This is a genomic window from Actinokineospora spheciospongiae, assembly GCF_000564855.1.
GTDB classification, from domain to species: Bacteria; Actinomycetota; Actinomycetes; order Mycobacteriales; family Pseudonocardiaceae; genus Actinokineospora; species Actinokineospora spheciospongiae.
Genome location: NZ_AYXG01000165.1, coordinates 77517 through 103207, shown reverse-complemented (window position 1 = coordinate 103207; position 25691 = coordinate 77517). Strand labels below are relative to the sequence as shown.

Sequence of the window (25691 nt, the reverse complement as noted above, 5' to 3'; positions counted from 1 at the left end):
GGCAGGCTTGCACATGATCGCTTCCCCCACCCAAGCACATCCACCCACCCGGGCGTTTTCGTAGCCGGGCCGGCGGTTGCGGGGGTGGTCGGTTTTCGCTGCGCCGATGAGGTTCGGCGTGGCGGGCCGCCCGGCCGGTGGTTGGTGGGGTGGTCGGCGGCTGCGCCGCTGCGGGTTCGACGTGGGGGCCGCCCGGCCGGTGGTTGGCGGCGGCGCCGCTGGCGGTTCGGCGTGGGGGCCGCCTGGCTGGCGGTTGGTGGGGTGGTTGGCCGCTGTGCCCGGTGGGATCGCGGGTGGCGGGCCGCCTGGCTGGCGGGTGGCGGGTGGTTGGCGGCTGCGCCGCTGAGGGTTCGGCGCGGTTGGGCGCCCGGCCGGCGGGTGGCGGGGCGGTCTGCGGCTGCGCGCGGTGGTGCTTTGCGTGGCTGGTTGTTGCTGCGCCGGTGGTTGCGGCTGTCGGGGACCGGGTCTACGACCCGGGGGTCGTCAGGGTGAGGTCGAGGGTGTTGCCGGTGCCCGCCGCCATGCTGCTGATCATCGCCGTCATGCCGCCGCAGCCCGCCAGGGGCGGGATGGTGTAGGTGCTGGAGAGGGTGCCGCCGTCGGCGAGGTCGAACGTGCCGTCGGAGTGCAGGGTGATGTCGGCCGGGACGCTGGTGCGGCAGGCGGGGCCGGTGCTGACCGGGTAGCCGAAGACGCTGATGCCGGGGAGGCGGATGGTGATCCGGGTGGCCACCGACAGGCCCTCCTCGGACAGGGTTCCGGTGGTGGCACCGGGTTCGAAGGCGACCGTGGCGGTGACCGGGAGCACCCCGTACAGCCGCACCCGCACCGTCGTCGGGTGCAGGCTCAGGTCCACCGTGGAGATGCCGGTGGCCAGGTCGATCTCCGCGTGGGCCTCGCCGGTGAAGCGCAGGGAGACGTCCGAGGCGACGTTGTGGGTGACCGCCGCGATGTCGTAGCTGCGGTTCACCGTCCCCCTGCGGGTCCGGGCGGTGACCGGGTCGCTGGTGCGGGAGCGGCCGCCGGTGTCGTCGCGGGCCTGGATGGCGAAGGTGTACTCGGTGCCGGGGGCCAGGCCGTCGACCGTCGCCGTGGTGCCGGTGACGGCGGTGACGACCTCGTCGCCGCGGCGGACGTCGAAGCCGGTGACCGGGCGGCCCGCCGGGGGCGCCCAGGACAGGGTGACGCTGTCCGCGGTCGTCCCGGTGACCGTGACGTCGGTGGGGGCGGCCCAGTCGACCGCCGCGGAGACCTCGGTGGTGCCCAGGGCGGTGGTGGCGCCCGCGTCCGGGGCGCAGGCCACCTCGACCGGGCCCGCGTCCACGCCCGCCCAGCCCGGCGCCGAGTCCGGGGCCAGGCTCAGGGTGATGGCCGCGATCGCGACCTCGGCCAGGCCGGGGACGGGCAGCACCTGCTCGGGGAAGGTGCCGGTGGCCACGACCGTCAGCTCCCCGTCGGCGGGGACGGCGACCTCGGTGATCGCCGCGGCCACGTGCACGGTCCGCGGCCCCTCCGGGCCGGTGACCGCGGTGTCGACCCTGGCGGAACCGGCGAGGCGGCCGGTGCCCGCCAGCACCAACGCCCGGGTCACCCCGTCGGGCACGGTGAGCGCCGCGGCGACCGCGAAGCCGTCGGACGGGGCGCCCAGCGGCACCGCGACGGGCAGGTCGGCGCCGACGACCACCCGCACCGGCTGCGCGCCGATCACCGGGAAGTCGCAGGTGTAGGGGATCGGCGCGGTCGGGATCGGCGCCCTGGCCACCGGGGCGGCCTGCTCGGTGGACGCCGGTGGCTCGGTGGCCGCGGCCGGGAGCGCGGGCAGCGCCAGCAGCGCCGCCGCGAGCAGTGTCGACAGTCGTCGACCCATCACACACCCCCCTCGGAGCCCGGGTGCGCACCGCCGACCGAGAGAGGTCGGGGTGGGGAAACCGTGCCGTCACGAATCGTATTTTCGGCTGTCACCGGTCGGCAATACCGCGCAGGGTAATTGTCAGCAAACAGCACCCGGATGTGGGGAACCACGTCGGGGAGAACAAACGAACGGAAAAAGGCGAATATGTCTCAGGCTTTGTCGGACGGTTCGCGCATCCGCCGTGACCGCAGCGCGATCTCGATGGTGAACCGGGCGTCCGGGTCGGTGAGCCGGTCGCCGAGCAGCGCCTCCACCTGGTGCATGCGGTAGCGCACGGTCTGCGGGTGCACGTCGAGCCGGGCGGCGATCTCGGCGACCCCGCCCCGGGTGTCCAGCCAGGCCAGCAGGGTGGTCTCCAGCCGCTCGCGCTGCCGCTCGGTCAGCGCGTCGAACGGGGCCAGCGCGGTGGTGGCGATGTGGTCGACCAGGAACTCGTCCGCGGTCAGCGCCAGCTCGGTGAAGTGCTCGCCGGAGCGCACCAGCGGGGTGGCGCCGCGCAGCAGCCCGCGCCCGGACAGCTCCAGCACCCGCCGGGCGACGGCCAGCGACCGCCCCGCCTCGGCGGCCGGGACGCTCGGGCCCAGGGCGCCGACGCCGCGGGTGGCCGGGGTGGCGCCGCCGAGCCAGCGGGACACCTCGGCCAGGGTGGCCTCGTCCGGGTCCGGCAGCAGCACGCACGGGACGTCGCTCTCCAGGTCCAGCAGGCTCTCCGGACCGAACGGGGCACCCTCGACCGCGGGCACGGCGCGCCGGTCGAGCGCGAGCACCGCGACCCGATCCGGCACGACCCAGTCGGCGGTCGCGGCGAACGAGGCCACCGTCGACGGCGCCGCGGCGGGGGAGCCGAGCAGCAGGTCCAGCAGTTGGCGGCGGCGGCGCTCGCGGGCGCCGGAGGCCTCGCCCTGCGCGTCGGTGTAGCCCTCGATGGCGATGGCCGACAGCTCGTCGACGTAGACGAACAGCGCGTCGGCGATGCCGAAGAGGGTGTCGGCGGGGACGCCCGCGTGCTGGCCCTCGACGCTGAGCAGCCGCCAGGCCACCCGGGTGCCGATGCGGACCGCGGTCTGCAGGGCGTCGCTGGTGCGGCCCTCCTGGAACTCGACGCGGCCCGCGCGGTGGAACTCCGCGCGCCAGCGGGCGTCCGGGGCGGTGGGGTCGATCAGGTGCTCGAAGGCCTGGCGCACGGCGAGTTCGACGCGGGCGGTGAACACGTCGCCGAAGCGGCCCTCCAGCGGCTGGCGGTAGGCGGGCACCGAGCGGCGGATCTCGCGCATGGCCTCGGCGGTCACCCGGCCGGTCAGCGCGCGCAGCCTGCCCGCGAAGGCCGGGGGCACGACCGCCCCGACCGGGGTCCGGTCCGGACCCGCCTGCGCCGGGACGCGCGCGAGGGCCGAGGTGATTCCCTGGCCGACGTCGACGATCCGTTCACTGCGCATTCAGGCCCGCTCCCGTGTGACAAATGGACGACGAATGTCTACTCGTGCTGGTGCTGTTCCGGGCGGCGACACTAGGGAAGTCGCCACGATCGTGTCAATGATGCACCGAACAGTAGTCGATCGCCTACTCGGTGCCGCTGTCCGGGTCTCGGTGAACGGACAACTTCTCGCAGGTCAACCCGAAAGTGGGACACCGTCCACAGCGGAACGTGAGGCAATCCGCCAAACCGGTGAACCTCCACCCCCAATGTACAGCCACAATGGCGGTGAATGCTCGGTGACGCGGATCATTGCGAACACCGGTGTCGAAATACCGCGAGCATTGGGATGCCCCGGATTTTCGGCGCCTTCCGTTTTCGAGTGCGATATGCAAGAAGCAGGCCGCAGCTTGCGCTGCGGCCTGCTCCCCGGATCGCCCCGCTGCCGGTTACGGCACCACCTGGACCACGTCACCGGGCTGCAGCGAATCGAAGTACAGCTTCGCCGCGGCCTGCGAGAGGTGGATGCAGCCGTGCGACGCCTGCGTCAGGCTGCCCTCGTGGAACGCGATGCCGCTCTCGGTGAAGAACACCGCGTACGGCATGGGCGCGTCGTAGGCCTTGCTCCAGTGGTCGATGTTCTTGAAGGTCACGTGGTAGGTGCCCGGGGGCGTCTCGTACCCCGGCTTGCCGCTGGTGATCGGCACACCGCCGTAGTAGGCGACCCCGTCGGCCATCAGCCACGTCGTCCGGGTGCTCAGCGAGACGCACGCCTTGGCCTCCGGCGCGCACACCCGGCCCTGCTCGGCGGCGCTCGCGGCCGGGGCCCCGAGCGTCACCGCGGTTCCGACCGCCGCCGTCGCGGCGGCGATCCCTGCCATCCTCCGCAGCGTTCCCATCGGATTCCTCCCATCCGCCCGCCGGGGCGGGCTCGTGATCGGTGCTGCTTGCCGGTTACCTACCACCGTGGAGCGGCGGCATAACGCCAAACTTTCACGCAGCGTGTCAGCGGACGCCGTCGCGGCGGACGACTCGCCGCTGTCGGTCGCACCGACCGGGGGTATCCGGATGATCTCCGGCAACGGGTGGTGATGATCGTGTCCACACCGGGCCGACGGGCGGAACGCCGGCCGGTTGTCGCGCGAAACCCTGTGCCCCGCGGCCGGTTGCCGGTTTGATGTGCCGATGACCTCCGCGGTGAAGGCCCGACCGGGCCGCGGGCAGCTCGGTGCGCTGCTGGCGGCCAAGGCCGTCTCGGACATCGGGTACGCGCTCGACTTCGTCTGCCTGTCGGTGTTCGTCTGGGAGCGCACGCGCTCGGCCCTGGCCACCGGCCTGGTCAGCGTGCTGCTCTACGCGGGCGCCATCGTCGGCGGCAGGCTCGGGCACGCCTTCGGCGACCGGTGGGACCGCCGCACCGCCATGATCACCGCCGACGTGCTGCGGCTGGTGGTGCTGGGGCTGCTCGCGGTGCTGCCGGACGGGGCGCAGCGGTGGTGGCTCTACCCGGCCGTGTTCGCCGTGGGGATCGGGCGGTCGGTGTTCGAGGGGACGCTGTCGGCGGCCACGCCGGTGCTCGCCGGGGAGCGGGCGCAACTGGTCAACAGCGTCCTGGCCGGGCTCAAGGGCGTGGCGTTCCTGCTCGGCATGGGGCTCTCGGCGCTGGTGGTGCCGCTCGTCGGGTTCCGCGGGGTGTTCGCCCTGGACGCCGCGACCTACGCGCTGTCGGCGGCGGTGCTGCTGGCGCTGCGGGTGCGGCTGCGCGAGGACGACCCCGGGGCGGTGGGCACCGCGCGGGTGGCGGCGTGGCCGGTGGTCGTGGCGGCCGGGCTGGTGCCGCTGTTCGCGCTGCGCGCCCTGGACGCCTTCGGCAGCTCCTCGCAGCACGTGGGCATCCCGATCCTCGGCGGCGCGCTGTCGGCGGACGGCGCCGAACGCGTCGCCGGGCTGCTCTGGGGCGGGTGGGCGGCGGGGCTGCTGCTGGGCAGCTTCGCGCTGCGACCACTGGCCAACCGGCTCATCGCCCGCGCGCCCGGACTGGTGTTCTGCCTGTCCACGGTGGTCATGTCGCTGGGGTTCATCGGGCTGTTCCAGGCGGACACCTGGGGGCTGCGGATCGCGGCGGGGGTGGCCGCGGGCATCGGGGACGCGTTCAGCGAGATCGCGTTCAAGCAGGCCGTGCAGCGGCTGCCGGACCGCGAGCGCGGGTCGGTGTTTGGGCTGTCGCAGGTGGTGGTCAACAGCGGGTTCATGGCGGGCCTGGTGGTCACCAGCGCGGTCCTCGCCCCGTCCCGGGTGGCCGAGTGGGTGCTGCTGCTGCACGGCGTGCCGCTGCTGGCGGCGCTGGGCGTCGCCCTGCTCCGGCGCCGGGCGGCGTGATGGAATCCTACTTGGACTACGCCGGTCTCGGGCGGCTGCGGGAACCGGCGCGGGTGGCCATGGCCGCGGCTCTGAACGACGTGTTCCCCTTCGGCAGTGCCGAGATCGGGCGGGTCTTCCCCGCGCGGCGCCGGGCGCGCGCGCTCGCCGCGGGCCTGCTCGACTGCCGGGAGGACGAGATCGCGTTCGTGCCCAACACCTCCACCGGGTTGCAGTTGGTGGCCGACGGGATCGACTGGCGCCCCGGCGACGAGGTGGTGGTGTTCGAGGGCGACTTCCCGGCGAACGTGCACCCGTGGCGGCGCCTCGACGGCGTGCGCCTGCGCTGGGTCCCGCTGCGCGGCAACGGGTACCGGCTCGACGACGTCGCCGCGGCGCTCGGCCCGCGCACCCGGCTCGTCGCGGTGAGCCACGTCCACTTCGCCACCGGGTTCCGGGTGGACCTCGACGCCGTCGTGGCGCTGGCGCACGCGGCGGGGGCACTGGTGTGCGTGGACGCCGTGCAGAGCCTCGGCGTGGTGCCGCTGTCGCTGCGGGCGACCCCGGTGGACTTCCTCGCGGCGGGCGCGCACAAGTGGCTGTGCGGTCCCACCGGCACTGGGATCTTCTTCTGCCGCGGGGAAAGGCTCGACGAGCTGCGGCTGCCCTGCGGGTGGGTCGGGTACGAGGGGGCCAACGACCTGTTCGACGGACCCGGCCTGCTGCGCTACGACCTGCGCCCGCGCCCGTCCGCCGCCAGGGTCGAGGGCGGCATGTACGACGTGCTCGCCATGGTGGGCCTCGCCGAGACCCTGGCCGAGCTGGCCGGGATCGGCCTGGGCGCGGTGGCCGCCCGGGTCCGCGGGCTCACCGCGAGGCTGCGCGCGGGGCTGCTGGAGGCGGGCTGCGAACTGGCCACCCCGGGCGAGCCGTCGGCGGACGAGTGGTCGGGGATCGTGGCGTTCCGGCACCCGGCGCGGACCGGCGGCGACCTGGTGGCCGCTCTGCTCGCCGACGGGCACCACGTGTCGCACCCGGACGGCTGGGTGCGCGCCGCCCCGCACCACTGGACCGGTGACGCGGAGATCGGACGATTCCTCACGGCCGTCACCCGCCGGGTTTCTTGACAGGACGGCCCCGGTGACCGTCTTGTCGGACGTGTTTCCCGCTGCTATGTTCCGCTCACGTTCGCCGTCGGGAAAAAGGAGCGCGAAATGTCCTACGAGTCCTGGGAATCCCTGGCCGACGAGGTCGAGATCAGCACCGGTGCCGCCGACTGCTGGGTCTGCCTCGTCGACGCCTGAGCCACCGCGCTCAAGAAGGCACAACACGTCCGGGAGCCACCGCGGCGGGTGCACCGCCGCGGTGGTCGAACCGGTCCGAGGGGGAGTCGTCGTGGACCGCTGGGAACGCGCCCGCGGCCGGACCGGGGTGCAGGCCCCGAGCTGGCTGACCTTCGAGCTGTACCGCCCGTACCTGGATGGATCGGACTCACCGGCGGCCCCGGTGCACGCCCGCTCGCCGCTGTTGGCGGCCCGCCTGTTCGAACTGCGGGCACCGCTCGCGCCGCGCTTCGGCATGAGCATGCCCGCGAGCTTCCGCACCCTGCTGCACCGGGAGTCGGGGCTGCGCGAGCACCGCGCGACCGACCCGACCGGCCTCCCGGGACCGCTCGCGGGTGCTGATTGGCGGAAACTCACCACCGCATTCGTCCGAAAAGACGAACTGGATTCCGTCGACCGCGTCGGTTTGGCCTATTGGCTGATCGCCGTCTGTCTGCATTCCGCCGTTCTGGACGTGGTTCCGGCGGACCTCGCCGACAATGAATGCGCCGACCCGGTGCTGGCGAACCTGCAATTGGCGCGGGCCACCGCCCTTTTCGCCGTCGAGGGCTTGGGCGAGCGCACCCGCGCCGCCTACGCTCGGCTCGTCGACCACCCGCTGCCCACCCCGGCGCACGCCCAGGCCCTCGCCGCGTACGGCTACCTGCTCGCCCGGCACGCCGACAGCGACGCCGACGCCCCGCTGCACCTCGGCCGCGCCGCCGACCTGCTCAAGCGGATGGTCACCGACCTGCCCGCCTTCGACCACACGCTGCTCACCGCCCGGCTGCGGCTGCGCGAGTCGCTGCACGCCGAGCGCGCCCACGACCTGGACAGGGCCACCGGGGTCCTCGCCGACGCCGCCGCGCTGACCGCCGCGCTCACCCCGGAGTCGCCGGAGGAGTCCCTGCTGGCGCTGGAGATGCGCCGCCGCGTCCTGGACCGCCGGGCCGACATCGCGGCGAAGTCCGGCGACCGCGCCGCCGAGGACGCGGTGCTCGCCGAGGCGGTGGCTCTGGACCCCACCGACATCAAGGTGCGGGTGCAGCTCGCCCAGGCCGCCGAGCGCGACGGCGACGACGAGACCGCCCTCGCCGGGTGGCTGCACGCCGCCCGGCTCGGCCCGTACGGGACGGCGTTCGCCCTCCTCGGCGCGGTCGGCGCGGCGCGGCGGCTGGGCCACGAGGAGTTCGCCAGGGTGCTCGCCGAGCGCGCCTTCCGCGCCGCCCCCCGCTCCACCCGCACCCGCGAAGTCCTGCTGGGCCTGTGCGCCGACGACGAGCCGCTGGCCGAGGTCGTCCGCCGCGCCGCCGCCCCGGACCCCGGCCGCCCGCACACCGGCAACTGGCACCACCGGATGCACGCGGCCTACTTCGACCTCGGGCAGTCCCTCTCACCCGGCCTCTACGCCGACCTGCCGACCCTGGCGCACGGGTTCGCCGAGCGCGGCACCCCGCCGGAACCCCACTGGCAGCGGCTGATGCCGCCCGCGTTCCGCGCCAACCTGGTCCGCGAGTCCGGCCTCGACGAGTTCGCCGTCGACCACCCCGCGCAGCTCCCCGCGCACCTGCGCACCCCCGCCTGGGACCGGCTCTGCGCGTGGGTCGAGGAGTTCCCGGGGGCCGACGCCGAGCGCCGGTACCTGACCGCGGCGGTGCTGTTCCGGCTGGGCTTCGGCAAGGTCGTGCTCGACCTGCTGCCCCCGGTCCCGGTGGCCGACCTCGGCGCCGACCCGGCGGAGCTGCGGCTGCGGCACTGGCGCGACGTCGTGGCCTACGTCGGCGGCGTCGGCACCGCCGTGGTGACCCCCACGGCGTCGTTCGAGATCGCCGGGCACCCCGCCTGCCCCACGCACCTGCGGTTCGTGATCGCGGTGTTCGCCGTGGTCTTCCACGCCCGCGAGACCCGTTCCCCCGACGAGGCCCAGGCCTGGCGCGACACGGCGGAGGCCGCGCTGGTGGAACTGCTCGCCGACGACGGGTACTCCGACTTCGAGAAGAAGATGATGGAGAGCCGCTTCTACCGCAGCGTCACCTACGTGCCGTTCCTGCGCGGGGACCGCGACCGGCTCACCCGGGAGATGGACCGCGCCGAGGAACTGGCCCGCGCCCTGGTCCCGAGCACCCCGTACGAGGAGTTCCTGGCCCGGGAGAACCTGCGCGCCTGCCTGGAGAGCCGGTCCAAGGAGGCCTTCGCCCTCGGCGACACCGCCCTGGGCGCGCGCCGGGTGGCCGAGGTCCTGGCCCTGGACCCGTACGAGCCCAAGACCCACATGGAGGTCGCCGAGGCCATCCTGATGGGGGAGGACCCCGACACCTACGCCGCCGCCGAGAGCTACCTGCGCACCGCCCGCCTCGGCCCGATCGCCACCGCCCGCGGCTACGCGCTGGCCGGGGAGTGCTTCGAGCGCGCGGGCCAGCCCGTCCTCGCCGAGGACTGCTACCTGCAAGCCCTGCGGGTCGACCCGTACGCGATCACCGCCGCCCGCGGCTGGCGGCGCGTCGGCGGCGCCTGCGGCATGGGTGGGCTGGCCGACGAGTACGCCACAACCCTGGAGGCATGGGGCGCGGGGAGGCAGACTCGACGGCCATGAGCATCGAGTGGGACCTGGTCCGGCGCCCGCCCGCCACCGCGGCGGCGGCCGTCGTCGGGGTCTTCGCGGGCGAGGGCGCCGACGCCGTCACCCCGGAATTCCTCCGCGCCGCGGGTTTCGACGCCTCGGTCGGGCAGGTCCTGCCGATCCCCGGTCTGGGCCGCACGGAGGTGCTGGTCGGCCTGGGGCCGCGCGGGCGGGTCGACGGCGCGGTCCTGCGCCGGGCGATGGCGGCGGTGGCCAGGGCCGTGACCGTGCCCAGCCTGGCCGTGACCGTGCCGGGGGAGGTGCCCGCCCCGGTCGCCGTCCGCGCCGTCGTCGAGGGCCTGCTGCTGGGCGGCTACCGCTTCACCCGCTACCGCTCCGACGCCGTGGAGCCGATCCTGGCCAGGGTGGACATCGTGGTCGCCGACGAGCGGGAGACCCGGGCGGCGCTGGCGGTCGCCCAGGTGCTGGGTTCGGCCGTGCTGCTGGCCCGCGACCTGGTCAACGAGCCGGGGGAGGACCTGACCCCGGGGGTGTTCGCCGACCGGGCCCGGTCGATGGCCGCCGAGACCGGTGTCCGCTGCGAGGTCTGGGACGTCGAGCGGATGACCGAGGAGGGGCTGGGCGGCCTGCTCGGCGTCGGCCGGGGCTCACCCAGGCAGCCGCGCCTGGTGCGGCTCACGCACGAACCCGAGTCGCCCCGGGCGACGGTGGCCCTGGTCGGCAAGGGGGTGACCTTCGACGCGGGCGGCCTGTCGCTCAAGCCCACGGCCCAGTTGGTCGACATGAAGGCCGACATGGCGGGCGCCGCGGTCGTGCTCGCGGCGGTGTCCGCGCTGGCGGTGCTGGACTGCCCGCTGCGGGTGGACGCCTGGCTGCCGCTGACGGAGAACATGCTCGGCGCCGACCCGATCCGCGTCGGCGACGTGCTCACCCTGCGCGGCGGGCGCACCGTGGAGGTCCGCAACGCCGACGCCGAGGGCAGGCTGATCATGGCCGACGCCCTGGTGCTCGCCGGGGAGCGGGAACCGGACGCGATCGTGGACATCGCCACCCTGACCGACGCCGCGGCGGTCGCGCTGGGGCGCGAGGTGGCGGCGGTGATGGGCACCTCGCCGGTCTGGACCGACGCCGTGCGCCGCGCCGGGGCGCGGGCCGGGGAGGGGATCTGGCCGCTGCCGCTGCCGGGTTCCTACCGCGCGCAGCTCGCCTCGCCGATCGCGGACCTGGTGAACTACACCACAGGGGTGCGGCACGGGACGGCGTTGCTGGCGGGGCTCTTCCTGGCCGAATTCGTCCCCGAGGGCATCCCCTGGGCGCACCTGGACATCCAGGGGACGGCCGTGGCGGACACCGACAACGGGGAGTGGGTGCGCGGCGGGACCGGTTTCGGCGTGCGCACCCTGGTGGAGCTGCTGATGGCACCCCTGCCGGACTTCGGAGTCTGACCCGCAGATCAGAGCCGGTGGATCAGTCCTTCACCGGGTGCCGGGGGATGACCGCCAGCGTGGTCCGGATGATGTCGACCAGGCTGTCCGCGGTCACCTTGGGGTCGATCACCCGCCGGGTGGCGAGCCCGATCGCCAGGTTGACCCCGGCCTCGACCAGCAGGCGGACCGGCACGGCCCCGGTGTCGGCCCCGATGGCGGTCAGCCGCTGCTCGATGACCTCGGTGAGGAAGTCCACCGTGGAGCGCTGCCGGTCGGCCTCGACCCGCACCAGCGCGTCCTCGGTCCGCGCGTCTAGGGCGAACTCCAGCTCCAGCCGGGGCCAGCCGCAGGTCATGGCGCCGTTGGCCCACTCGCGCAGCCGGTCGAGCTGCTCGTCGAGCTCCAGCGGTTCGGCGATCATCGCCCGCAGCGCGCCGAGTTGCTCGCCGTGGATGTCGCGCAGCACCAGCAGCGCGATCTCGGCCTTGCCCTCGAAGTTGGAGTAGACCGCGCCGGTGCTGAACCCGGCGGTCTCGGCGATCCGCGCGATGGAGGTCGCGTGGTAGCCGTCGGCGAGGAACATCTGCCGCGCGGTCCGCAGCAGCGACTCGCGGTTGCGGGTCTGGCTCTCGACCCGGGTCAGACGCGACATGTGCTCAACTCTACAGGTTGACAAGGAATGGATCGTACGGGTATTCAAATTCCCATATTATCCCAACGGCGGGCGGGGAACATGGCAGGCATCAACCCGGTGCTGGCGGCACTGACCCGGGGCCCGGTGGCGGATTGGCTGACCAATCCGCGCGGTGGGGTCGACGAGCGGGCATTGCGCGACGCGGTCCACGGCAAGATCGTACTGGTGACCGGCGCCTCCTTCGGGTTGGGTGAGGCCACGGCGCGCCGCCTGGCCCACGCGGGGGCCACCGTGCTCCTGGTGGCCAGGACCCGCGACGCGCTGCGGGAGGTGGTCAAGGACCTCGCGGACGCGGGCAGCACCGCCCACGCCTACCCCACCGACCTCACCGACATGGACGCCGTGGCGGCGCTCACCGAGCGGGTGCTGGCCGAGCACGGGCACGTGGACGTGGTGGTCAGCAACGCGGGCAAGTCGATCCGGCGGTCGATCTCGGACTCCTACGACCGGATGCACGACTTCGAGCGCACCATGGCGATCAACTACCTCGGCCCGGTCAAGCTCCTCCTCGGCCTGCTGCCGTCGATGCGCGCGCGCGGCGAGGGGCACCTGGTCAACATCTCCACGATCGGCGTGCGCATCCCGCCCGCCCCGCGCTGGGCGGCCTACCAGGCGTCCAAGACCGCCTTCGACGTGTTCTTCCGCAGCGTCGCCTCGGAGGCGGCCAGCGACCACGTCACCGCCACGTCCATCTACATGGCACTGATCAAGACGCGGATGTCCGCGCCCACCAAGACCTTCGACAACATCCCCGGCATGAGCCCCGAGGAGGCCGCGGAGATCGTCTGCCGTGCCATCGTGGACCGCCCGGCCAAGATCAGTCCGTGGTGGGCGGACGTGGCCGAGGTCGCCACCGCCGCGGTCCGCAGGCCGCTGGAAGCGGTCGTGAGCAAGCGGTTCGCGCTCGGCCGCAGGCGAAAGGAACTCCGCTGATGCCCCTCCCCCCGACCGCGGCGGTGCTGGGCAACGCCGTCGCCGCGCTCGCCTCCACCGGCCTGGCCCGGCAGGCCAGACCCCGGCACCTGCGCGCCTCGGCCCGCGCGCTGCGCACCACCGGCACCTCCGCGGCCACCCTGCTCGCCCTCGCCGCCGAGCACCGCCCGGACGCCCCCGGCCTGGTCGACGACGCCGGGTCGCTCACCTTCGCCCAGCTCGACGACCTGGCCGCCCGGCTCACCCAGGGCATCGCCGAGCGCTACCGCCCCGCCCAGGGCGCCACCGTGGCCATCCTGTGCCGCAACCACCGCGGCTGGGTGGCCGCCACTGTCGCCGCCGCCCGGCTGGGGGCGAACGTGGTCTACCTGAACACCGAGTTCTCCGGCCCGCAGCTCGCCGGGGTGTGGGAGCGGGTCAAGCCCGACCTGCTCATCACCGACGCGGAGTTCCTGCCGCTGGTGCCCACCGGCGAGGTCCCCACCCTGGTCGGCTGGCACGACGGCGAGGACCTGCCGGTGCCCACCATCGACGAACTCGCCGCCGAGCACACCCCGTTCGTGCCCCAGGGCAAGGTCCCCGCGGGCAAGGTCACCATCCTCACCTCGGGCACCACCGGCACCCCCAAGGGCGCCGCCCGCAAGCTCAGCCCGATGGCCGTGCTCAGCCCGGCGGTGACCATCATCCGCCGCACCGGCCTGCGCTCCGGGGACCCGGTGTCGGTGGCGGTGCCGCTGTTCCACGGCTTCGGCCTGGCGATCTGGGCGCTGGCGCTGTTCGTGCGCTGCCCGGTGGTGCTGCGCCGCCGGTTCGACCCGGAGCAGGCGCTGGCCGACGTCGCCGCGCACCGGGTCGCGTTCGTGGCCATGGTCCCGGTCATGCTGCAACGGGTGCTCGCCCTGCCCGAGCCGGTGCGCCGCGCGCACGACCGGCGCAGCCTGCGCACCGTCCTGTCCGGCGGGTCGGCGCTGCGCCCGGAGCTGGCCGAGCGGTTCATGGCCGAGTTCGGCGACGTGCTCTACAACGGCTACGGCTCCAGCGAGATCGGCATCGCCGCCCTGGCCACCCCGGCCGACCTGCGCGCCGGGGCGGGCACGGTGGGCAGGCCGACCATCGGCGTGCCGGTGCGCATCCTCGACGACAACCGCGTCCCGGTCCCCGACGGCCGCTCCGGCACCATCTTCGTCGGCGGGCAGGGCCACTTCGAGGGCCACACCACCGGGGCCACCAAGGAGGTCGTCGACGGCCTGATGGACACCGGCGACCTGGGCAGGCTCGACGCGGCGGGCAGGCTCTACGTCGAGGGCCGCGCCGACGACATGATCGTCTCCGGCGGGGAGAACGTGTACCCGCAGGAGGTCGAGGACTGCCTGGCCCGCCACCCCGCGGTCGCCGACGTGGCCGTGCTCGGCGTGGACGACGAGGAGTACGGGCAGCGGCTGGTCGCCTTCGTCGTGACCAGGGGCGAACAGCCCCCCGCCGAGGAGTTGACCGCGCACGTCAAGGCGAACCTGGCCCGGTACAAGGTGCCCAGGGAGATCCGCTTCCTGGGCGAACTGCCGCGAACACCCACCGGGAAGCTGCTGAAGAGGGAGCTGCCGTCATGACCCGACGCGGACTGGTGCTCGGCTGCGGCGGCACCCTGGGCCTGACCTGGTCGGTGGCCGCGCTGCACTCGCTGCGCCGGGAACTCGACTGGGACCCCGCCTCGGCGGAGGTCGTCGTCGGCACCTCCGGCGGCGCGGAGCTGGCGGCGATCCTGGCCGCCGGGTTCGACCTCGACGACGTCCTCGCCGCCCGGCTCGGCGACCCCGGTGCGCCCGCGCTGCTGCTGGAGCACTTCGCCGCGGGCCCGAGCGGGGTGCCGCCGCTGCCGCGCCCCGGGTTCGCCGCCCCCGGCCTGCTGCGCGCCCGCGCCCGCGGCCGGGTCGACGGCACCGCCGCCGCGGCCGGGCTGCTGCCCATCGGCACCGGCGACGCCTCCTGGCTGCTGCGCCTCGGCGAGGCGCTGGCGCCGTCGGTGCGCCACCCCAACCTGATGCTGGTGGCCGCCGACCGGCGCACCGGCAAGCGGGTGCCGCTGCGCGAACCGCTGGGCCACGCCATCGCCGCGTCCTGGGCCATCCCCGGCTGGTTCCCACCGGTGACCGTGGGCGGGCGGGAGTACATCGACGGCGGGGTGGTCTCACCCACCTCGGCGGACCTGCTCGTGCCGTTCGGGCTGGACGAGGTGGTCGTGGTCGCGCCGATGACCTCCTCCGGGCCGGTGCCCGCGCGCGGGATCGACCGGGTCGAGCGGGTGCTGCGGCGCCCGATGACCCGGCGGCTCGACGCCGAGGTGGCGGTCCTGCGCGAGACCGGGACGCGGGTGCGGCGGGTCGAACCGACCGCGGAGGCCCTGGCCGTGATGGGGCCCAACTTCATGGACCGGCGCCGCGTTCCGGCGACGCTGGAGGCAGCGCTGCGCACCACGGTCACGGGGGAGAGATGAGCCGGTCGTTCGAGGTCCTGGTCGTGGGCGCGGGGTGCTCCGGCATCGGCGCCGCCGTGCGGCTCAAGCGGCTGGGGGTCGACTTCGCCGTGCTGGAGAAGGCCGACGACTTCGGCGGCACCTGGCGGGCCAACACCTACCCCGGCTGCGCCTGCGACGTCCCCTCGGCGCTGTACTCCTACAGCGACGAGCCGAACGCCGACTGGTCCAGGGTCTACGGCACGCAACCGGAGATCCTGGCGTACCTGCGGGACGTGGCCCGCCGCAACGGGATCGCCGAGCACACCCGGTTCGGCGTGGAGATGTTCGGCGCCCGCTGGGACCCGGCGGCGGCGCGCTGGCGGCTGGAGACCACCGACGGCGAGTACGACGCCCGGTTCCTGATCGCCGCGCCGGGACCGTGGAACGAGCCGCTGGTGCCCGACATCCCCGGGCTGGCGGGCTTCCCCGGGGAGATCTTCCACTCCGCCCGCTGGAACCACGACTTCGACCTGACCGGCAAGCGGGTCGCCGTGCTGGGCACCGGGGCCTCAGCGGTGCAGTTCGTGCCGGAGATCGCGCCCAGGGTGGCCGCGCTGCACCTGTTCCAGCGCACCGCGCAGTGGGTGCTGCCCAAGCCGGACGTGCGGGTCGCGCGGGCGGTGCAGCGGCTGATGGGGGCGTTCCCGGTCGTGCAGCGGTGGCTGCGCGGGGCCGAGTACGGGGTGATGGAGGCCCTGGGCACCGGCTTCCGCCACCCCGGCCTCATGCGCGCCATCCAGGCCATCGGCCGCGCCCACCTCCGGGCGCGGGTGCGCGACGACGCCCTGCGGGCCGCGCTGACCCCCGACTACACCATCGGGTGCAAGCGGCTGCTGTTCTCCAACACCTACCTGCCCGCGCTGACCCGGCCGAACGTCACCGTGGTCCCCAGCGAGGTCGCCGAGGTGCGCGGCGGCACCGTGGTCGCCGCCAACGGCGACACCGCCGAGGTCGACGCGATCATCCTGGGCACCGGCTTCCACATCCTCGACATGCCCCTGGCCGACCTGCTCCGCGACGGCGGGGGCCGCACCCTCGGCGAGCACTGGCGGGGCAGCCCGCAGGCGTACCTGGGCAGCGTGACGGCCGGGTTCCCGAACGCGTTCACCCTACTGGGGCCGAACCTGGGCACCGGCCACTCGTCGGCGTTCATGATCCTGGAGGCGCAACTGGACTACGTCGGCGACGCCATCGCCCACGCCAGGGCGCACGGCTGGCAGACCATGTCGGTGCGCCCCGAGGTGCAGGACGCCTACAACGCCGAGGTCCAGGAGGCCGTGGCCACCACGGTCTACAACACCGGCGGGTGCCGCAGCTACTACCTCGACGCCAACGGCCGCAACAGCTTCATCTGGCCCTGGTCGACCCCGCGCCTGCGCCGCCGGGTCGGCACCTTCGACCCGCGCGCCTTCACCCCCACCACCGCCGACGAACCGGCCCAGGCGGGCTGATCCACCGTGGACGCGGGAGCGCCCGCACCGGCGAGCGGTGCGGGCGCGTCGGCGGTCAGCGCTGGTACTCCTCCCAGGTGACCTTCGGGGTGACCACCGGACCGTCGTCGGCGCCGTGGTTCGCCAGGCCGTTGAAGCCCAGGTAGTAGTCGCCGGACTGGTGCTGGGCGGGGGTCGACTGGTCCGGGTCGCCCAGGGCCACCGCGTGGATGTGGTAGGCCCAGTCACCCTGGGCGGGGGTGCGCACCCAGGCGGCGAAACCGACCTGGCGCAGCACCCTGGCCACCGAGGTGCGGGTCGCCGCGGTCATGCCGGACACCGACAGGTCCACCACACCGCCGCCGTCGTGGGTGCCCGCGGAGGTGGGGTCACCGCCGGGGTTGTACGAGCCCTGGGTGATGACCAACTGCCGGTTCAGCAGGCGCTCGGCCTCCACCAGCATGGCCCTGGTGCGGGTGTTCACCGTGGCGCCGCGGAAGGTGACCCTGGTGCCCGCGGTGACGACCCTGGTCACCGTGTACCGGTTGGTGCCCAGGCTCTTCAGCGAGGTCTGACCGGGCAGGCCGGAGGCGTCGATGCCGGTGTAGCCCAGCGAGCGCTGGTAGGCGGCGTACGCCTCCACCGTCTTCGTGCCGAAGTGCCCGTCGACGTACCCCGAGGTGAGCAGCCCCTTCGCGTTCAGCGCCCGCTCGACCAGCAGGACGCTGTCCTTGCTGCCCGGTGTCAGCGCCGAGTCCGGCCTGCGGGGGTCGATCTGCGCGGCCTTGAGCACCGCCTCCATGTCGACCACCCCCACGTCGACCACCCCCACGTCCACTGCCTTCACGTCCATCCCGGGCGGGGCCGCCTGGGCGGGCGTGCCCAGCCCCACCACACCCAGCAGCGCGGTCAACACCAGAGCCATCCGTCGTCCCGACATGTCCGCCAGCCAAGCGAGTCCGGCGGAGCCGGGCAAGGGGCCGTAGGGGTCACGCGCACCGGTTCAGTGGGTCACTGGAGTTCGCCGCCGCGGTGGGCGAGGGCCTCGGCGATCTCGAACAGCTTCACGTTGAGCTGCTGGGAGGTCCGCCGCAGCACCTCGTAGGCCTCGTCGGCGTCGATGCCCCTGCGCTGCATGAGGATGCCCTTGGCCTGGCCGATCACGTCCCGGGTCTCGATCGCCCGGGTGAGCTGGGCGACCCGCAGCTCGGCGAACTCCACCGCCTGGGTGTGCGCCAGGGCCAGGGAGGCGTGCGTGGCCAGCAGGAGACCGGTGTCGATGTCGGTCGGGGTCAGGGTGCCGCGGCCCCCGGAGTAGACGTTGAGGGCGCCGGACACGGGGCGGTTGTCGGTCAGCAGGGCCACCGCGAACATCGAACCGTAGCCGCGCTCCGCCGCCGCCCGCCCGAACCGCGGCCAGCGCGGCTCGTCGGCCATGTGGTCGCTGAGGGTGTAGGCGGGCCCCTCCGGGTCCGCCGCGTCCACGCAGGGCCCCTCACCCAGGGCGTACTGGAGTTCGTCGAGCTGCACCGCCACCGGGTCGGTCTCCACGGGGGTGTGGAAGCTCCCGTCCGGGCCGCGCAGCGTCACCGACACCACGTCCGCCGCCGGGATGACCTCCTTGGCGGCGGCCACCACCCGCCGCAGCACCTCCGCCACGCTCCCCGCCGCCACCAGCGCCCTGGTCAGCCCGGCGAACTGCACCGCCAGCATCCCGGCGCTGACCTCGGCGTCGTCCATCCCCGCGGTCAGCGGCATCCCGAGCACGCCCTCGTTCCCAGCCATCCTTCACCTTTCGCCCCCGCACACCCTACGTGCCCGCCCACCCGGAACCGCAGCGACGAGCGACACGCCCGCGCGCCCCGCCCGGCGCCGTCTGCGCAGGTGGGGGCGGTTCTCCCCGGGCAACGCTCAGACGACCCGGCGCAGCCACCCCCGGGTGTCCGCCACTCGGCCGTACTGCAGGTCCAGGATGTGCTCCCGCAGCGCCAACGTCGTCTTCCCCGGAGCGCCACCGCCCACCCGGACGTCCAGGTCGGCCCCCTTGAACCCGACGATCGGCGTGATCACCGCGGCGGTCCCGGCCGCGAACACCTCGGTGACCGACCCGTCCGCGCACCGCTCCCGCAACTCGGTGACGCTCACCGGCCGCTGCACGGCGGTCAGCCCGTGCTCACCGGCCAGCGCCAACACGCTGTCGCGGGTGACGCCCTCCAGGATCGTCCCCAGCGGCGGGGTGACCAGCTCACCGTCGGAGGTCACCAGGCAGACGTTCATCGTGCCCGACTCCTCCAACCACTCGTGCTCCACACCGTCGACGTAGAGGACCTGGTCGCACCCGTGCTCGTGCGCCTCGGTCTGGGCGGCCAGGCTCGCCGCGTAGTTGCCGCCGCACTTGGCCTCCCCCGTGCCCCCCGCCGCCGCCCGGGTGAAGGTCGTGCTGATCCACAGCGTCACCCCCGACCCGGAGGAGAAGTACATCCCCGCCGGGCAGGCGATCACCGAGTACTCCACCCGGTGCGCGGGCCGCACGCCCAGGAACGTCTCACTGGCGAACATGAACGGCCGCAGGTACAGGCTCTGCTCCCCGCCGAACGCGGGCACCCACGCCTCGTCGGCCCGCACCAGTTCCTCGACGCTCGCCAGGAACTCCGCCTCGGACACCTCCGGCAACGACAACCGCCGCGCCGACCGGGCGAACCGGGCGGCGTTGATCTCCGGGCGGAACAGCCAGACGCTCCCGTCGGCGTGCCGGTACGCCTTGAGCCCCTCGAACACCTCCTGCGCGTAGTGCAGCACGGCGGCGCCGGGGTGCAGGGTGTACGGGGTGACGGGGCCGATCCGGTGGCCGTGCCAGCCCGCGTCGGGGGTCCAGGTGGCGGAGGCCATGTGGTCGGTGAAGTGGGTGCCGAAACCCGGGTCGGCCAGGATCGCGTCCCGGTCCGGGGCGGGGGTCGGGCGGGTGGTGCGGTGCAGCGGGAAGACGGCGGTCATGGGCGAATCCTAGCGGTGGGGGTGGGCGGGGGATGCGAGCTGGTGATCGGTATTTTCTATTTCCTATCTTGATAGCCGGTGGTCCTGAGTGGGGTAGAGGTGGGGTGGGGTGATCCGCTCGGCGCAGCCGCAGCCGCAGCCGCAGTCGGGCGATTGGCGGGATGGTGGGTTGGCCGGGTGGGAGGTTGGCGGGGTGGGCGGTTTAGGAGTGGGAGGTTGGCCGGGTGGACGGTTCGGGGGGCGGGAAGTTGACCGGGTGGGCGGTGGCTGCGCTCGGTGGGGTTTCGGGTGGTTTGCCGCCGGGGCGGCGGTTCGGGGGTGGGATCGTCGGGTGGTCGGGCAGTGCCGGGGTGGTTGGGTGGCGACTGTTCGCGGGGTGGGTTGGTGGGGAGGTTTCGGGATTGTCGGTCCGGGCTGGTCCCCCTGGTGGAACAGATGGGGAAGGTGTGTCCACAATGGATGGATGGGCTGTTCGGCTCAGTGGTGGGGTTGCTGTTTTCGGCGTATCGACCGGGGTGTCGGGACCCGCATATACTCACGCGGCAGTTGACCGTGCTCCGGTGTGGGCGGGAGGTGTTGTCGATGCGCAGCGTCCGCGAGGTCTGAGTTCCCTTCGGTCCACACCACTTGTGTGACCGGGTGCGGTGTGGGTGTGGTCGCGGCGCACGCGTGGTCGCACCCGCACTTCTCCCGGGAGTTCTCCCATGCCTTTGGATTCGCAGGTTCTCCGCCACCGCGAGCTTCGGGCGGAGAACGGGGTCGTTCCGCTCTACGAGTTGTCGTTGGCCGAGGCGCGGGCGGAGGACCTTCGGTCCATTCGGGACAATGAGGGTGCTCGGGAGGCCGTGGCCGAGGTGGGGGAGCGGGAGATCGCGGGGCCGGGCGGGGCGATCCGGCTTCGGGTCTACCGGCCGGGGGCGGGGGTGCTCCCGGTGCTCGTCTACTTCTTCGGCGGGGGGTGGACGCTGGGGACGATCGAGACGGCGGACGCCATTTGCAGGCGGTTGGCGAACGCGGCGGGGTGTGTTGTCGTTTCCGTGGGGTACCGGTTGGCCCCGGAGCACAGGTTCCCCGCCGCTGTGCACGATTGTGCTGCGGCGACTGCCTGGGTGGGGGAGCACGCCGGGGAGTTGGGGGTGGATGCGGGCCGGGTGGCCGTGGGTGGGGACAGTGCCGGGGGGAACCTGGCTGCGGCGGTGACCCTGGTGGCTCGGGAGCGGGGGGTCGGGCTGGTGCACCAGTTGCTCGTCTACCCCAACACCGAGTATGGGGCGGACACCGCTTCCCTGCGGGAGAGCATCGATCGGTACCTGTTCAACCGGGACTCCGTGGCCTGGTACTGGGGGCACTACCTGGCTTCCCCCGAGGACGGGGAGAACCCGCTGGCCTCACCGCTCAAGGAGCCGGACCTCTCCGGCCTGCCCCCGGCCACGATCATCACCGCCGAGTACGACCCGCTGCGCGACGAGGGGGAGCGCTACGCCGAACGCCTGCGGGAAGCCGGGGTGGCCGTCGACCTGACCCGGTACGACGGGATGGCGCACGGGTTCTTCGCCATGTTCGGCACCGTCGACGCCGCCGGGCACGCCATGCGGGCCGCCGCCGACCGGCTGCGCGAGGCGTTCGCGGCGGACGCGGGATGACCGGCCTGGTTCCCGGCCCCGGCCCCCGCGCGGCCGACCCGCACCCCGACGGCAGGCCCACCGCCGATCTCCACGCCGCTGAACCCCGCGCCGCTGATCTGCGGCTCGCGGAGCTGCACCGCAGCCTGTCCGATCCGCTGCTGTCGGCCATGACCTTCCTCAACGAGGTCACCGCCCGCTTCCCCGAGGCCATCTCCTTCGCCCCGGGCAGGCCGTACGAGAAGCTCTTCGACCCGGACAGCATCGCTGAAAACCTCGCCGCCTACCGCGACCACCTGCACGCCCAGGGCCTGGACCGGGGGCAGGTGCGCACCGCGCTGTTCCAGTACGGCCGCACCAAGGGGCAGATCCACGACCTCATCGCCCGGACCGTGGCCAACGACGAGGGCATCCACGTCCCGGCCGACGCCGTGGTGGTGACGGTGGGGGCGCAGGAGGGGATGCTGCTGGTCCTGCGCGCGCTGTTCGCCGACCCGGATGACGTGCTGCTGGTCGCCTCCCCCTGCTACGTCGGGATCACCGGGGCCGCTCGGCTGTTGGGCATCCCGTTCGAACCCGTGCCGGAGACCGACGCGGGGTTGGACGTGGGGCGGGTGGCCGAGGCGGTCGGGCGGGTGCGGGCGGCGGGGCGGCGGCCGAGGGCGCTGTACGTGGTGCCCGATTTCGCCAACCCGTCGGGGGCGAGCATGTCGGTGGCGCAGCGGGAGCGGTTGCTGGCGCTCGCGGCGGCCGAGGGGCTGCTGGTGGTGGAGGACAACCCGTACGGGTTCTTCACCGGTGCCGACGTGCGGGTGCCGACGCTCAAGGCGCTCGACCGGGATCGGTCTGTGGTGCACATCGGGTCGTTCGCGAAGACCTGCTTCCCCGGTGCCCGGCTCGGGTACGTGCTCGCCGACCAGCGGGTGGTGGCCGCCGATGGGTCGACCTCGCTGCTGGCCGACGCGTTGGCGCAGGTGAAGAGCATGACCACGGTGAACACCCCGTCGTTGAGCCAGGCGGTGATCGGGGGGTTGCTGGTGCGGTCGGGGTGTCGGTTGCGGGAGGCGAACGCGGAGGGGGTCGCGTTCTACCGGCGGAACATGGCGTTGTTGCTCGCGGAGTTGGGGCGGCACTTCTCGCCGGGGTCGGGGGTGCGGTGGAACACCCCGGCGGGTGGGTTCTTCGCCGTGCTGACCGTGCCGTTCGCGGCGGACGCCGCCGCGCTGGAGGTGTCGGCGCGGGAGTTCGGGGTGCTGTGGACGCCGATGGAGTCCTTTCACCTCGACGGTGGTGGGCGGGACCGGTTGCGGCTGTCGTGCAGCTACGTCGACCCGGAGGAGTTGGTGGAGGGGGTGCGCAGGCTGGCGGCGTTCATCGGGTCCCGCTGACCGCGCTGCGGTCGAGGTCGGCGAGGGTCGGTCGGCCGGTGAGGGTCATGGCCTCGGTCAGCTCGTCGACGACCAGGTTCAGCACCGCGCGGACGCCGTCCGCGCCCGCGTGCGCCAGGCCCCAGACGACGGGGCGGCCCAGCAGCACGGCGCGGGCGCCCAGGGCCAGGGCGACCAGGGCGTCCCGGCCGCTGCGCACGCCGCCGTCGAGCAGCACCGGGAGTCCGGCTGCCGCGTCGACCACCTCGGTGAGGGCGTCGACGGTGGCGGGGGCGCCGTCGAGTTGGCGGCCGCCGTGGTTGGACACGATGACGGCGTCGACGCCGTGCGCGCGGGCGAGTCGGGTGTCCTCGGCGGTCAGGATGCCCTTGAGCACCAGGGGCAGCGGTGACCGCTCGCGCAGCCAGGCCAGGTCGGCCCAGGTGGTGGTCTGGTCGAACTGCTCGCGCGAGTGCCGTTCGATCGCGGAGCTGCCGTCCTGGGCGACGTGGCTGCTCGCCATCACCGACGCGGCCACGTTCACCGCCGCGACGCCCGGGGGCACGGTGAACCCGTTGCGCGCGTCGCGGGGCCGCCGGGCCACGGTGGGGGTGTCGACGGTCAGGACCAGGGCGTCGAACCCGGCGGCCTCGGCGCGGCGGACGAGGTCGAGCAGCACGGCCCGGTCGCGCAGCCAGTAGAGTTGCATCCACAGTGGACCGGACGCGGCGGCGGCGATGTCGGCGAGCGGGGTGCTGGCGAACATGCTGACGACGTGCAGCGCGCCCGCCGCGCCGGTGGCGGTGGCGACCTCGCCGTCCGGGTGGACCAGGCGGTGGTAGGCGGTGGGGGCGATGCCGACCGGGTGCGGCAGGGCCGCGCCGAGCAGGGTGGTGGCGGGGGACACTCGGGACACGTCGGTGAGCACCCGGGGGCGCAGGGTGCGGCGGGCGAAGGCGGCGGTGTTCTCCCGCAGTGTCCACTCCGCACCGGCCCCGCCGTCGAGGTAGTCCCACACCTCACCCGGCAGGGTGGCGGCCGCCGCGGCGGCGAAGTCGGCCAGTCGGTCGGGTTTCGCCTTTTTCCCGCCGCCCATTGCGCCGTTCGGACGCACAATGCCCTCCAGTAAAGAGAATGGTCGATATCCGGTTAATTCCACACGGTTGCGGGGGTCGGCCACGCACCGCTCCCCCCGGTCACTCTACGCTGCTCGGCGTGGGCGGGGTCGGACCGTGGACACCCTGCCGCAACTGGGAAAACGGTCGTACGGGCGAGTGTGGGCTACTCCTTACGGTCGACATTGACGCGGGCTGGTCGCTATGCGATTGTTCCTGCCAGTCGGACGGTAATTGAGTCGATGCGACATTCGGCCCACCCGGGTCAATGAAAGGTTTCGATGACGCACGCCGATTTATCCTCGGACCCGTCCCCGTTTTCCGCCGGGGAATGGGTGGACACCGTTCTGCTCGCCGGGGACCCCGGCGAGGTGTGCCTGCGGCTGGTGTCCCCGGTCGACCGGGCGGCGCTGCGCGCGGTGGTCGGTGAGCGGGAGGCGGCGCTGCGCGCGGCGGGGTTGGGCGCGGGTGGCACCGTCGCGTTGCGACTGCCGCCGTCGTTGGAGTTCGTGGCCGTGCTGCTCGCCGGGTGGCGGATCGGCGCCCAGGTGGCGCTGCTGGACCACCGGTTGACCGAGCACGAGGTGGCGGGCGCGCTCGACCGCGTCGCCGCCCAGTTCGTCGTGGGCGTCGTCAGTTCCCGGGGGCACCGGTTGTGCGGTTACGCCGAGGTCGTGTCCTCGGTCACCGCGCGCCCCGGCGGTCTGCCCGCGCGCATGCCGCACGCCCTGGTGCAGTTCAGCTCCGGGTCCACCGGCGCCTCCAAGGTCATCGCCCGCACCGCCGGGGACCTGGTGGCCGAACTCGACCGCTACGACCGGCTGCCGGGGTTTCCCCGGCGCGGTGAGCGGGTCGTGGTGCTGGCCTCCGTGGTGCACGTCCTCGGCCTGGTCGGCGGTCTGCTCAACGGGTTGCACGCGGGTGCCGAGCTGGTGTTCCCGCGCAGGCTCACCGCCGAGGGCATCCTCGCCGCGGTCGCAGGCGGGGACACGCCCGCGACGGTGCTCGGTGTGCCGTTCCACGCCGAGTTGCTGACCTCCGGCCCGGAGCCCGCGCCCGTGCCGCTGCTGCGCCGCATGGTCGTGGCGGGGGAGTTGGTGCGCCCGGAGGTGCCGCCGCGCTTCCGCGAGCGCTTCGGGGTGCCGCTGGGCACCATGTACGGGATGACCGAGGTCGGGGTGATCGCCACCGACCTCGACGGCGACCTGTGGCCCGCGGTGCGGCCCGCGCACGGCGTGGAGCTCAAGGCCGACGGCGGCGAGCTGTGGTTGCGGGTGCCCGCTTCCCCGTACCTCGGGCTGGCCGACCCGACCCGGTTCGTCGACGGCTGGCTGCGCACCCGCGACGCGGGCGCGGTCGACCCGGGCACCGGGGACGTGACCGTGCTGGGGCGGCTGGACTCGCAGATCTCCGTGGGCGGCCTCAAGGTCGACCTGACCGAGGTCGAGCAGGTCCTGTCCGGGGTGGACGGTGTCGCGGAGGCGGTGGTGCTGTTCGACGGCACCGTGCGCGCGTACCTGGCGCTGTCCGGGGGTGGCGCGGTCGAGGCGGTGGAGGCGGCGCTGGCCGGGCGGCTGGCGGCGTTCAAGCGCCCGCGCGAGCTGGTGGTGCTGCCCGTCCTGCCCAGGACGGCCACCGGGAAGATCGTCCGCGACCCCGTGGTCCTGCGCGCCGCGCGGGACCGGGCGGACGCGGTGGCGGCGACCGCCGCCCAGGCATGAGGTCCGGCACGAGGGAGGACACCCGATGAGGGACAAGGTGCGCGAGTTCGTCGTGGCCGCGCTGGCGGACATGAACTACGACGTCGGCGACGTGACCGGGGACAGCGAGCTGGGTCCGGCGGGCCTGGACATGGAGTCGCTGGGGATGGCCGAGCTGGCGGTGCGGGTCGAGGACGAGTTCGGGGTGGCCTTCGACGACGAGGAGGCCGAGGGGTTGGCGCTGATGACCCTCGACGAGTACGCGGCGGCGGTCGTGGCGCGGTTGCCGGTCGTCGAGGCGTCCGCCTGA

Annotated in this window: 19 protein-coding genes and 1 pseudogene; 12 read left to right on the top strand and 8 right to left on the bottom strand. The window is 73.7% G+C overall.

All coding sequences use genetic code 11. From position 1 onward, the window contains the following. Positions 1-466: 466 nt before the first annotated feature. The 3 genes from UO65_RS21840 to UO65_RS21830 all read right to left on the bottom strand — a co-directional run bounded on the left by UO65_RS21840 (position 467) and on the right by UO65_RS21830 (position 4207). The gene (locus tag UO65_RS21840; RefSeq protein WP_035285649.1) at positions 467-1867 is read right to left on the bottom strand and encodes a fibronectin type III domain-containing protein; all 1401 of its coding nucleotides are present in this window, start codon (positions 1865-1867) and stop codon (positions 467-469) included. Between the two features lie 194 nt (positions 1868-2061). Then, on the bottom strand, positions 2062-3348 hold the full coding sequence (locus tag UO65_RS21835) for a helix-turn-helix domain-containing protein (RefSeq protein ID WP_052021515.1): 1287 nt from the start codon (positions 3346-3348) through the stop codon (positions 2062-2064). Between the two features lie 427 nt (positions 3349-3775). Continuing rightward, positions 3776-4207, bottom strand: a complete 432-nt coding sequence (locus UO65_RS21830; protein ID WP_233427787.1) for a L,D-transpeptidase — start codon at positions 4205-4207, stop codon at positions 3776-3778. Positions 4208-4511: 304 nt separating this feature from the next. On the opposite strand from UO65_RS21830, the gene UO65_RS36040 reads away from it, so the two are divergent. From UO65_RS36040 to UO65_RS21810, 4 genes are all read left to right on the top strand, one after another. After that, entirely contained in the window at positions 4512-5705 is a 1194-nt protein-coding gene (locus tag UO65_RS36040; RefSeq protein WP_035285647.1) for an MFS transporter, read from the top strand. After that, a complete protein-coding gene (locus UO65_RS21820; protein ID WP_110082361.1) occupies positions 5705-6811 on the top strand; it encodes an aminotransferase class V-fold PLP-dependent enzyme in 1107 nt (368 codons plus the stop codon). Before UO65_RS36040 ends, UO65_RS21820 begins: the two co-directional genes overlap by 1 nt. Before the next feature lie 268 nt (positions 6812-7079). Next, a complete protein-coding gene (locus UO65_RS21815; protein WP_035285645.1) occupies positions 7080-9599 on the top strand; it encodes a hypothetical protein in 2520 nt (839 codons plus the stop codon). Then, entirely contained in the window at positions 9596-11032 is a 1437-nt protein-coding gene (locus UO65_RS21810) for a leucyl aminopeptidase (protein WP_035285643.1), read from the top strand. Before UO65_RS21815 ends, UO65_RS21810 begins: the two co-directional genes overlap by 4 nt. A 22-nt stretch (positions 11033-11054) precedes the next feature. Here UO65_RS21810 and UO65_RS21805 read toward each other — a convergent pair. Beyond that, positions 11055-11633 (bottom strand): annotated as a pseudogene (locus UO65_RS21805) (TetR/AcrR family transcriptional regulator); the annotation flags it as partial. A gap of 114 nt (positions 11634-11747) precedes the next feature. Between UO65_RS21805 and UO65_RS21800 the strand changes: the two are divergent. The 4 genes from UO65_RS21800 to UO65_RS21785 are packed head-to-tail and all read left to right on the top strand — an operon-like array spanning position 11748 to position 16604. Then, positions 11748-12641, top strand: a complete 894-nt coding sequence (locus UO65_RS21800) for an SDR family NAD(P)-dependent oxidoreductase (protein ID WP_052021511.1) — start codon at positions 11748-11750, stop codon at positions 12639-12641. Then, a complete protein-coding gene (locus UO65_RS21795) occupies positions 12641-14248 on the top strand; it encodes an AMP-binding protein (RefSeq protein WP_035285639.1) in 1608 nt (535 codons plus the stop codon). The genes UO65_RS21800 and UO65_RS21795 overlap by 1 nt, the downstream gene beginning before the upstream one ends. Then, on the top strand, positions 14245-15132 hold the full coding sequence (locus UO65_RS21790) for a patatin-like phospholipase family protein (RefSeq protein ID WP_035285637.1): 888 nt from the start codon (positions 14245-14247) through the stop codon (positions 15130-15132). Before UO65_RS21795 ends, UO65_RS21790 begins: the two co-directional genes overlap by 4 nt. Next, positions 15129-16604, top strand: coding sequence for a flavin-containing monooxygenase (locus UO65_RS21785; protein ID WP_035285636.1), 1476 nt, complete (start codon positions 15129-15131; stop codon positions 16602-16604). The genes UO65_RS21790 and UO65_RS21785 overlap by 4 nt, the downstream gene beginning before the upstream one ends. A 55-nt stretch (positions 16605-16659) precedes the next feature. Here the strand turns inward: UO65_RS21785 and UO65_RS21780 are convergent, their stop codons facing one another. The 3 genes from UO65_RS21780 to UO65_RS21770 all read right to left on the bottom strand — a co-directional run bounded on the left by UO65_RS21780 (position 16660) and on the right by UO65_RS21770 (position 19577). Further along, a complete protein-coding gene (locus UO65_RS21780; protein WP_084176058.1) occupies positions 16660-17508 on the bottom strand; it encodes a peptidoglycan-binding domain-containing protein in 849 nt (282 codons plus the stop codon). A gap of 86 nt (positions 17509-17594) precedes the next feature. Then, a complete protein-coding gene (locus UO65_RS21775) occupies positions 17595-18368 on the bottom strand; it encodes a GAF and ANTAR domain-containing protein (RefSeq protein WP_152552202.1) in 774 nt (257 codons plus the stop codon). A gap of 126 nt (positions 18369-18494) precedes the next feature. Then, on the bottom strand, positions 18495-19577 hold the full coding sequence (locus UO65_RS21770; RefSeq protein ID WP_035285632.1) for a branched-chain amino acid aminotransferase: 1083 nt from the start codon (positions 19575-19577) through the stop codon (positions 18495-18497). Positions 19578-20281: 704 nt separating this feature from the next. On the opposite strand from UO65_RS21770, the gene UO65_RS21765 reads away from it, so the two are divergent. Both UO65_RS21765 and UO65_RS21760 read left to right on the top strand, forming a co-directional pair. Continuing rightward, on the top strand, positions 20282-21220 hold the full coding sequence (locus UO65_RS21765) for an alpha/beta hydrolase (RefSeq protein WP_035285630.1): 939 nt from the start codon (positions 20282-20284) through the stop codon (positions 21218-21220). Continuing rightward, complete coding sequence (locus tag UO65_RS21760; protein ID WP_084176057.1) at positions 21217-22587, top strand: aminotransferase-like domain-containing protein; 1371 nt, start codon at positions 21217-21219, stop codon at positions 22585-22587. The genes UO65_RS21765 and UO65_RS21760 overlap by 4 nt, the downstream gene beginning before the upstream one ends. Here UO65_RS21760 and UO65_RS21755 read toward each other — a convergent pair. Next, on the bottom strand, positions 22571-23662 hold the full coding sequence (locus UO65_RS21755; protein WP_035285627.1) for an alpha-hydroxy acid oxidase: 1092 nt from the start codon (positions 23660-23662) through the stop codon (positions 22571-22573). The two genes, UO65_RS21760 and UO65_RS21755, sit on opposite strands and share 17 nt — an antisense overlap. 354 nt (positions 23663-24016) lie before the next feature. Between UO65_RS21755 and UO65_RS21750 the strand changes: the two genes are divergently transcribed. Together UO65_RS21750 and UO65_RS21745 are read left to right on the top strand one after the other, a co-directional pair. After that, positions 24017-25402, top strand: coding sequence for a class I adenylate-forming enzyme family protein (locus UO65_RS21750; RefSeq protein ID WP_233427786.1), 1386 nt, complete (start codon positions 24017-24019; stop codon positions 25400-25402). 25 nt (positions 25403-25427) lie between these two features. Continuing rightward, entirely contained in the window at positions 25428-25691 is a 264-nt protein-coding gene (locus UO65_RS21745; RefSeq protein WP_035285623.1) for an acyl carrier protein, read from the top strand.

Coding starts and splice junctions, on each gene's coding strand:
- UO65_RS21840 (WP_035285649.1), bottom strand. CDS start 1,867: ATGGGTCGACGACTGTCGACACTGCTCGCGGCGGCGCTGCTGGCGCTG.
- UO65_RS21745 (WP_035285623.1), top strand. CDS start 25,428: ATGAGGGACAAGGTGCGCGAGTTCGTCGTGGCCGCGCTGGCGGACATG.
- UO65_RS21810 (WP_035285643.1), top strand. CDS start 9,596: ATGAGCATCGAGTGGGACCTGGTCCGGCGCCCGCCCGCCACCGCGGCG.
- UO65_RS21770 (WP_035285632.1), bottom strand. CDS start 19,577: ATGACCGCCGTCTTCCCGCTGCACCGCACCACCCGCCCGACCCCCGCC.
- UO65_RS21830 (WP_233427787.1), bottom strand. CDS start 4,207: ATGGCAGGGATCGCCGCCGCGACGGCGGCGGTCGGAACCGCGGTGACG.
- UO65_RS21795 (WP_035285639.1), top strand. CDS start 12,641: ATGCCCCTCCCCCCGACCGCGGCGGTGCTGGGCAACGCCGTCGCCGCG.
- UO65_RS21820 (WP_110082361.1), top strand. CDS start 5,705: ATGGAATCCTACTTGGACTACGCCGGTCTCGGGCGGCTGCGGGAACCG.
- UO65_RS21780 (WP_084176058.1), bottom strand. CDS start 17,508: ATGGCTCTGGTGTTGACCGCGCTGCTGGGTGTGGTGGGGCTGGGCACG.
- UO65_RS21775 (WP_152552202.1), bottom strand. CDS start 18,368: ATGGCTGGGAACGAGGGCGTGCTCGGGATGCCGCTGACCGCGGGGATG.
- UO65_RS21760 (WP_084176057.1), top strand. CDS start 21,217: ATGACCGGCCTGGTTCCCGGCCCCGGCCCCCGCGCGGCCGACCCGCAC.
- UO65_RS21790 (WP_035285637.1), top strand. CDS start 14,245: ATGACCCGACGCGGACTGGTGCTCGGCTGCGGCGGCACCCTGGGCCTG.
- UO65_RS21835 (WP_052021515.1), bottom strand. CDS start 3,348: ATGCGCAGTGAACGGATCGTCGACGTCGGCCAGGGAATCACCTCGGCC.
- UO65_RS21755 (WP_035285627.1), bottom strand. CDS start 23,662: ATGGGCGGCGGGAAAAAGGCGAAACCCGACCGACTGGCCGACTTCGCC.
- UO65_RS36040 (WP_035285647.1), top strand. CDS start 4,512: ATGACCTCCGCGGTGAAGGCCCGACCGGGCCGCGGGCAGCTCGGTGCG.
- UO65_RS21785 (WP_035285636.1), top strand. CDS start 15,129: ATGAGCCGGTCGTTCGAGGTCCTGGTCGTGGGCGCGGGGTGCTCCGGC.
- UO65_RS21800 (WP_052021511.1), top strand. CDS start 11,748: ATGGCAGGCATCAACCCGGTGCTGGCGGCACTGACCCGGGGCCCGGTG.
- UO65_RS21765 (WP_035285630.1), top strand. CDS start 20,282: ATGCCTTTGGATTCGCAGGTTCTCCGCCACCGCGAGCTTCGGGCGGAG.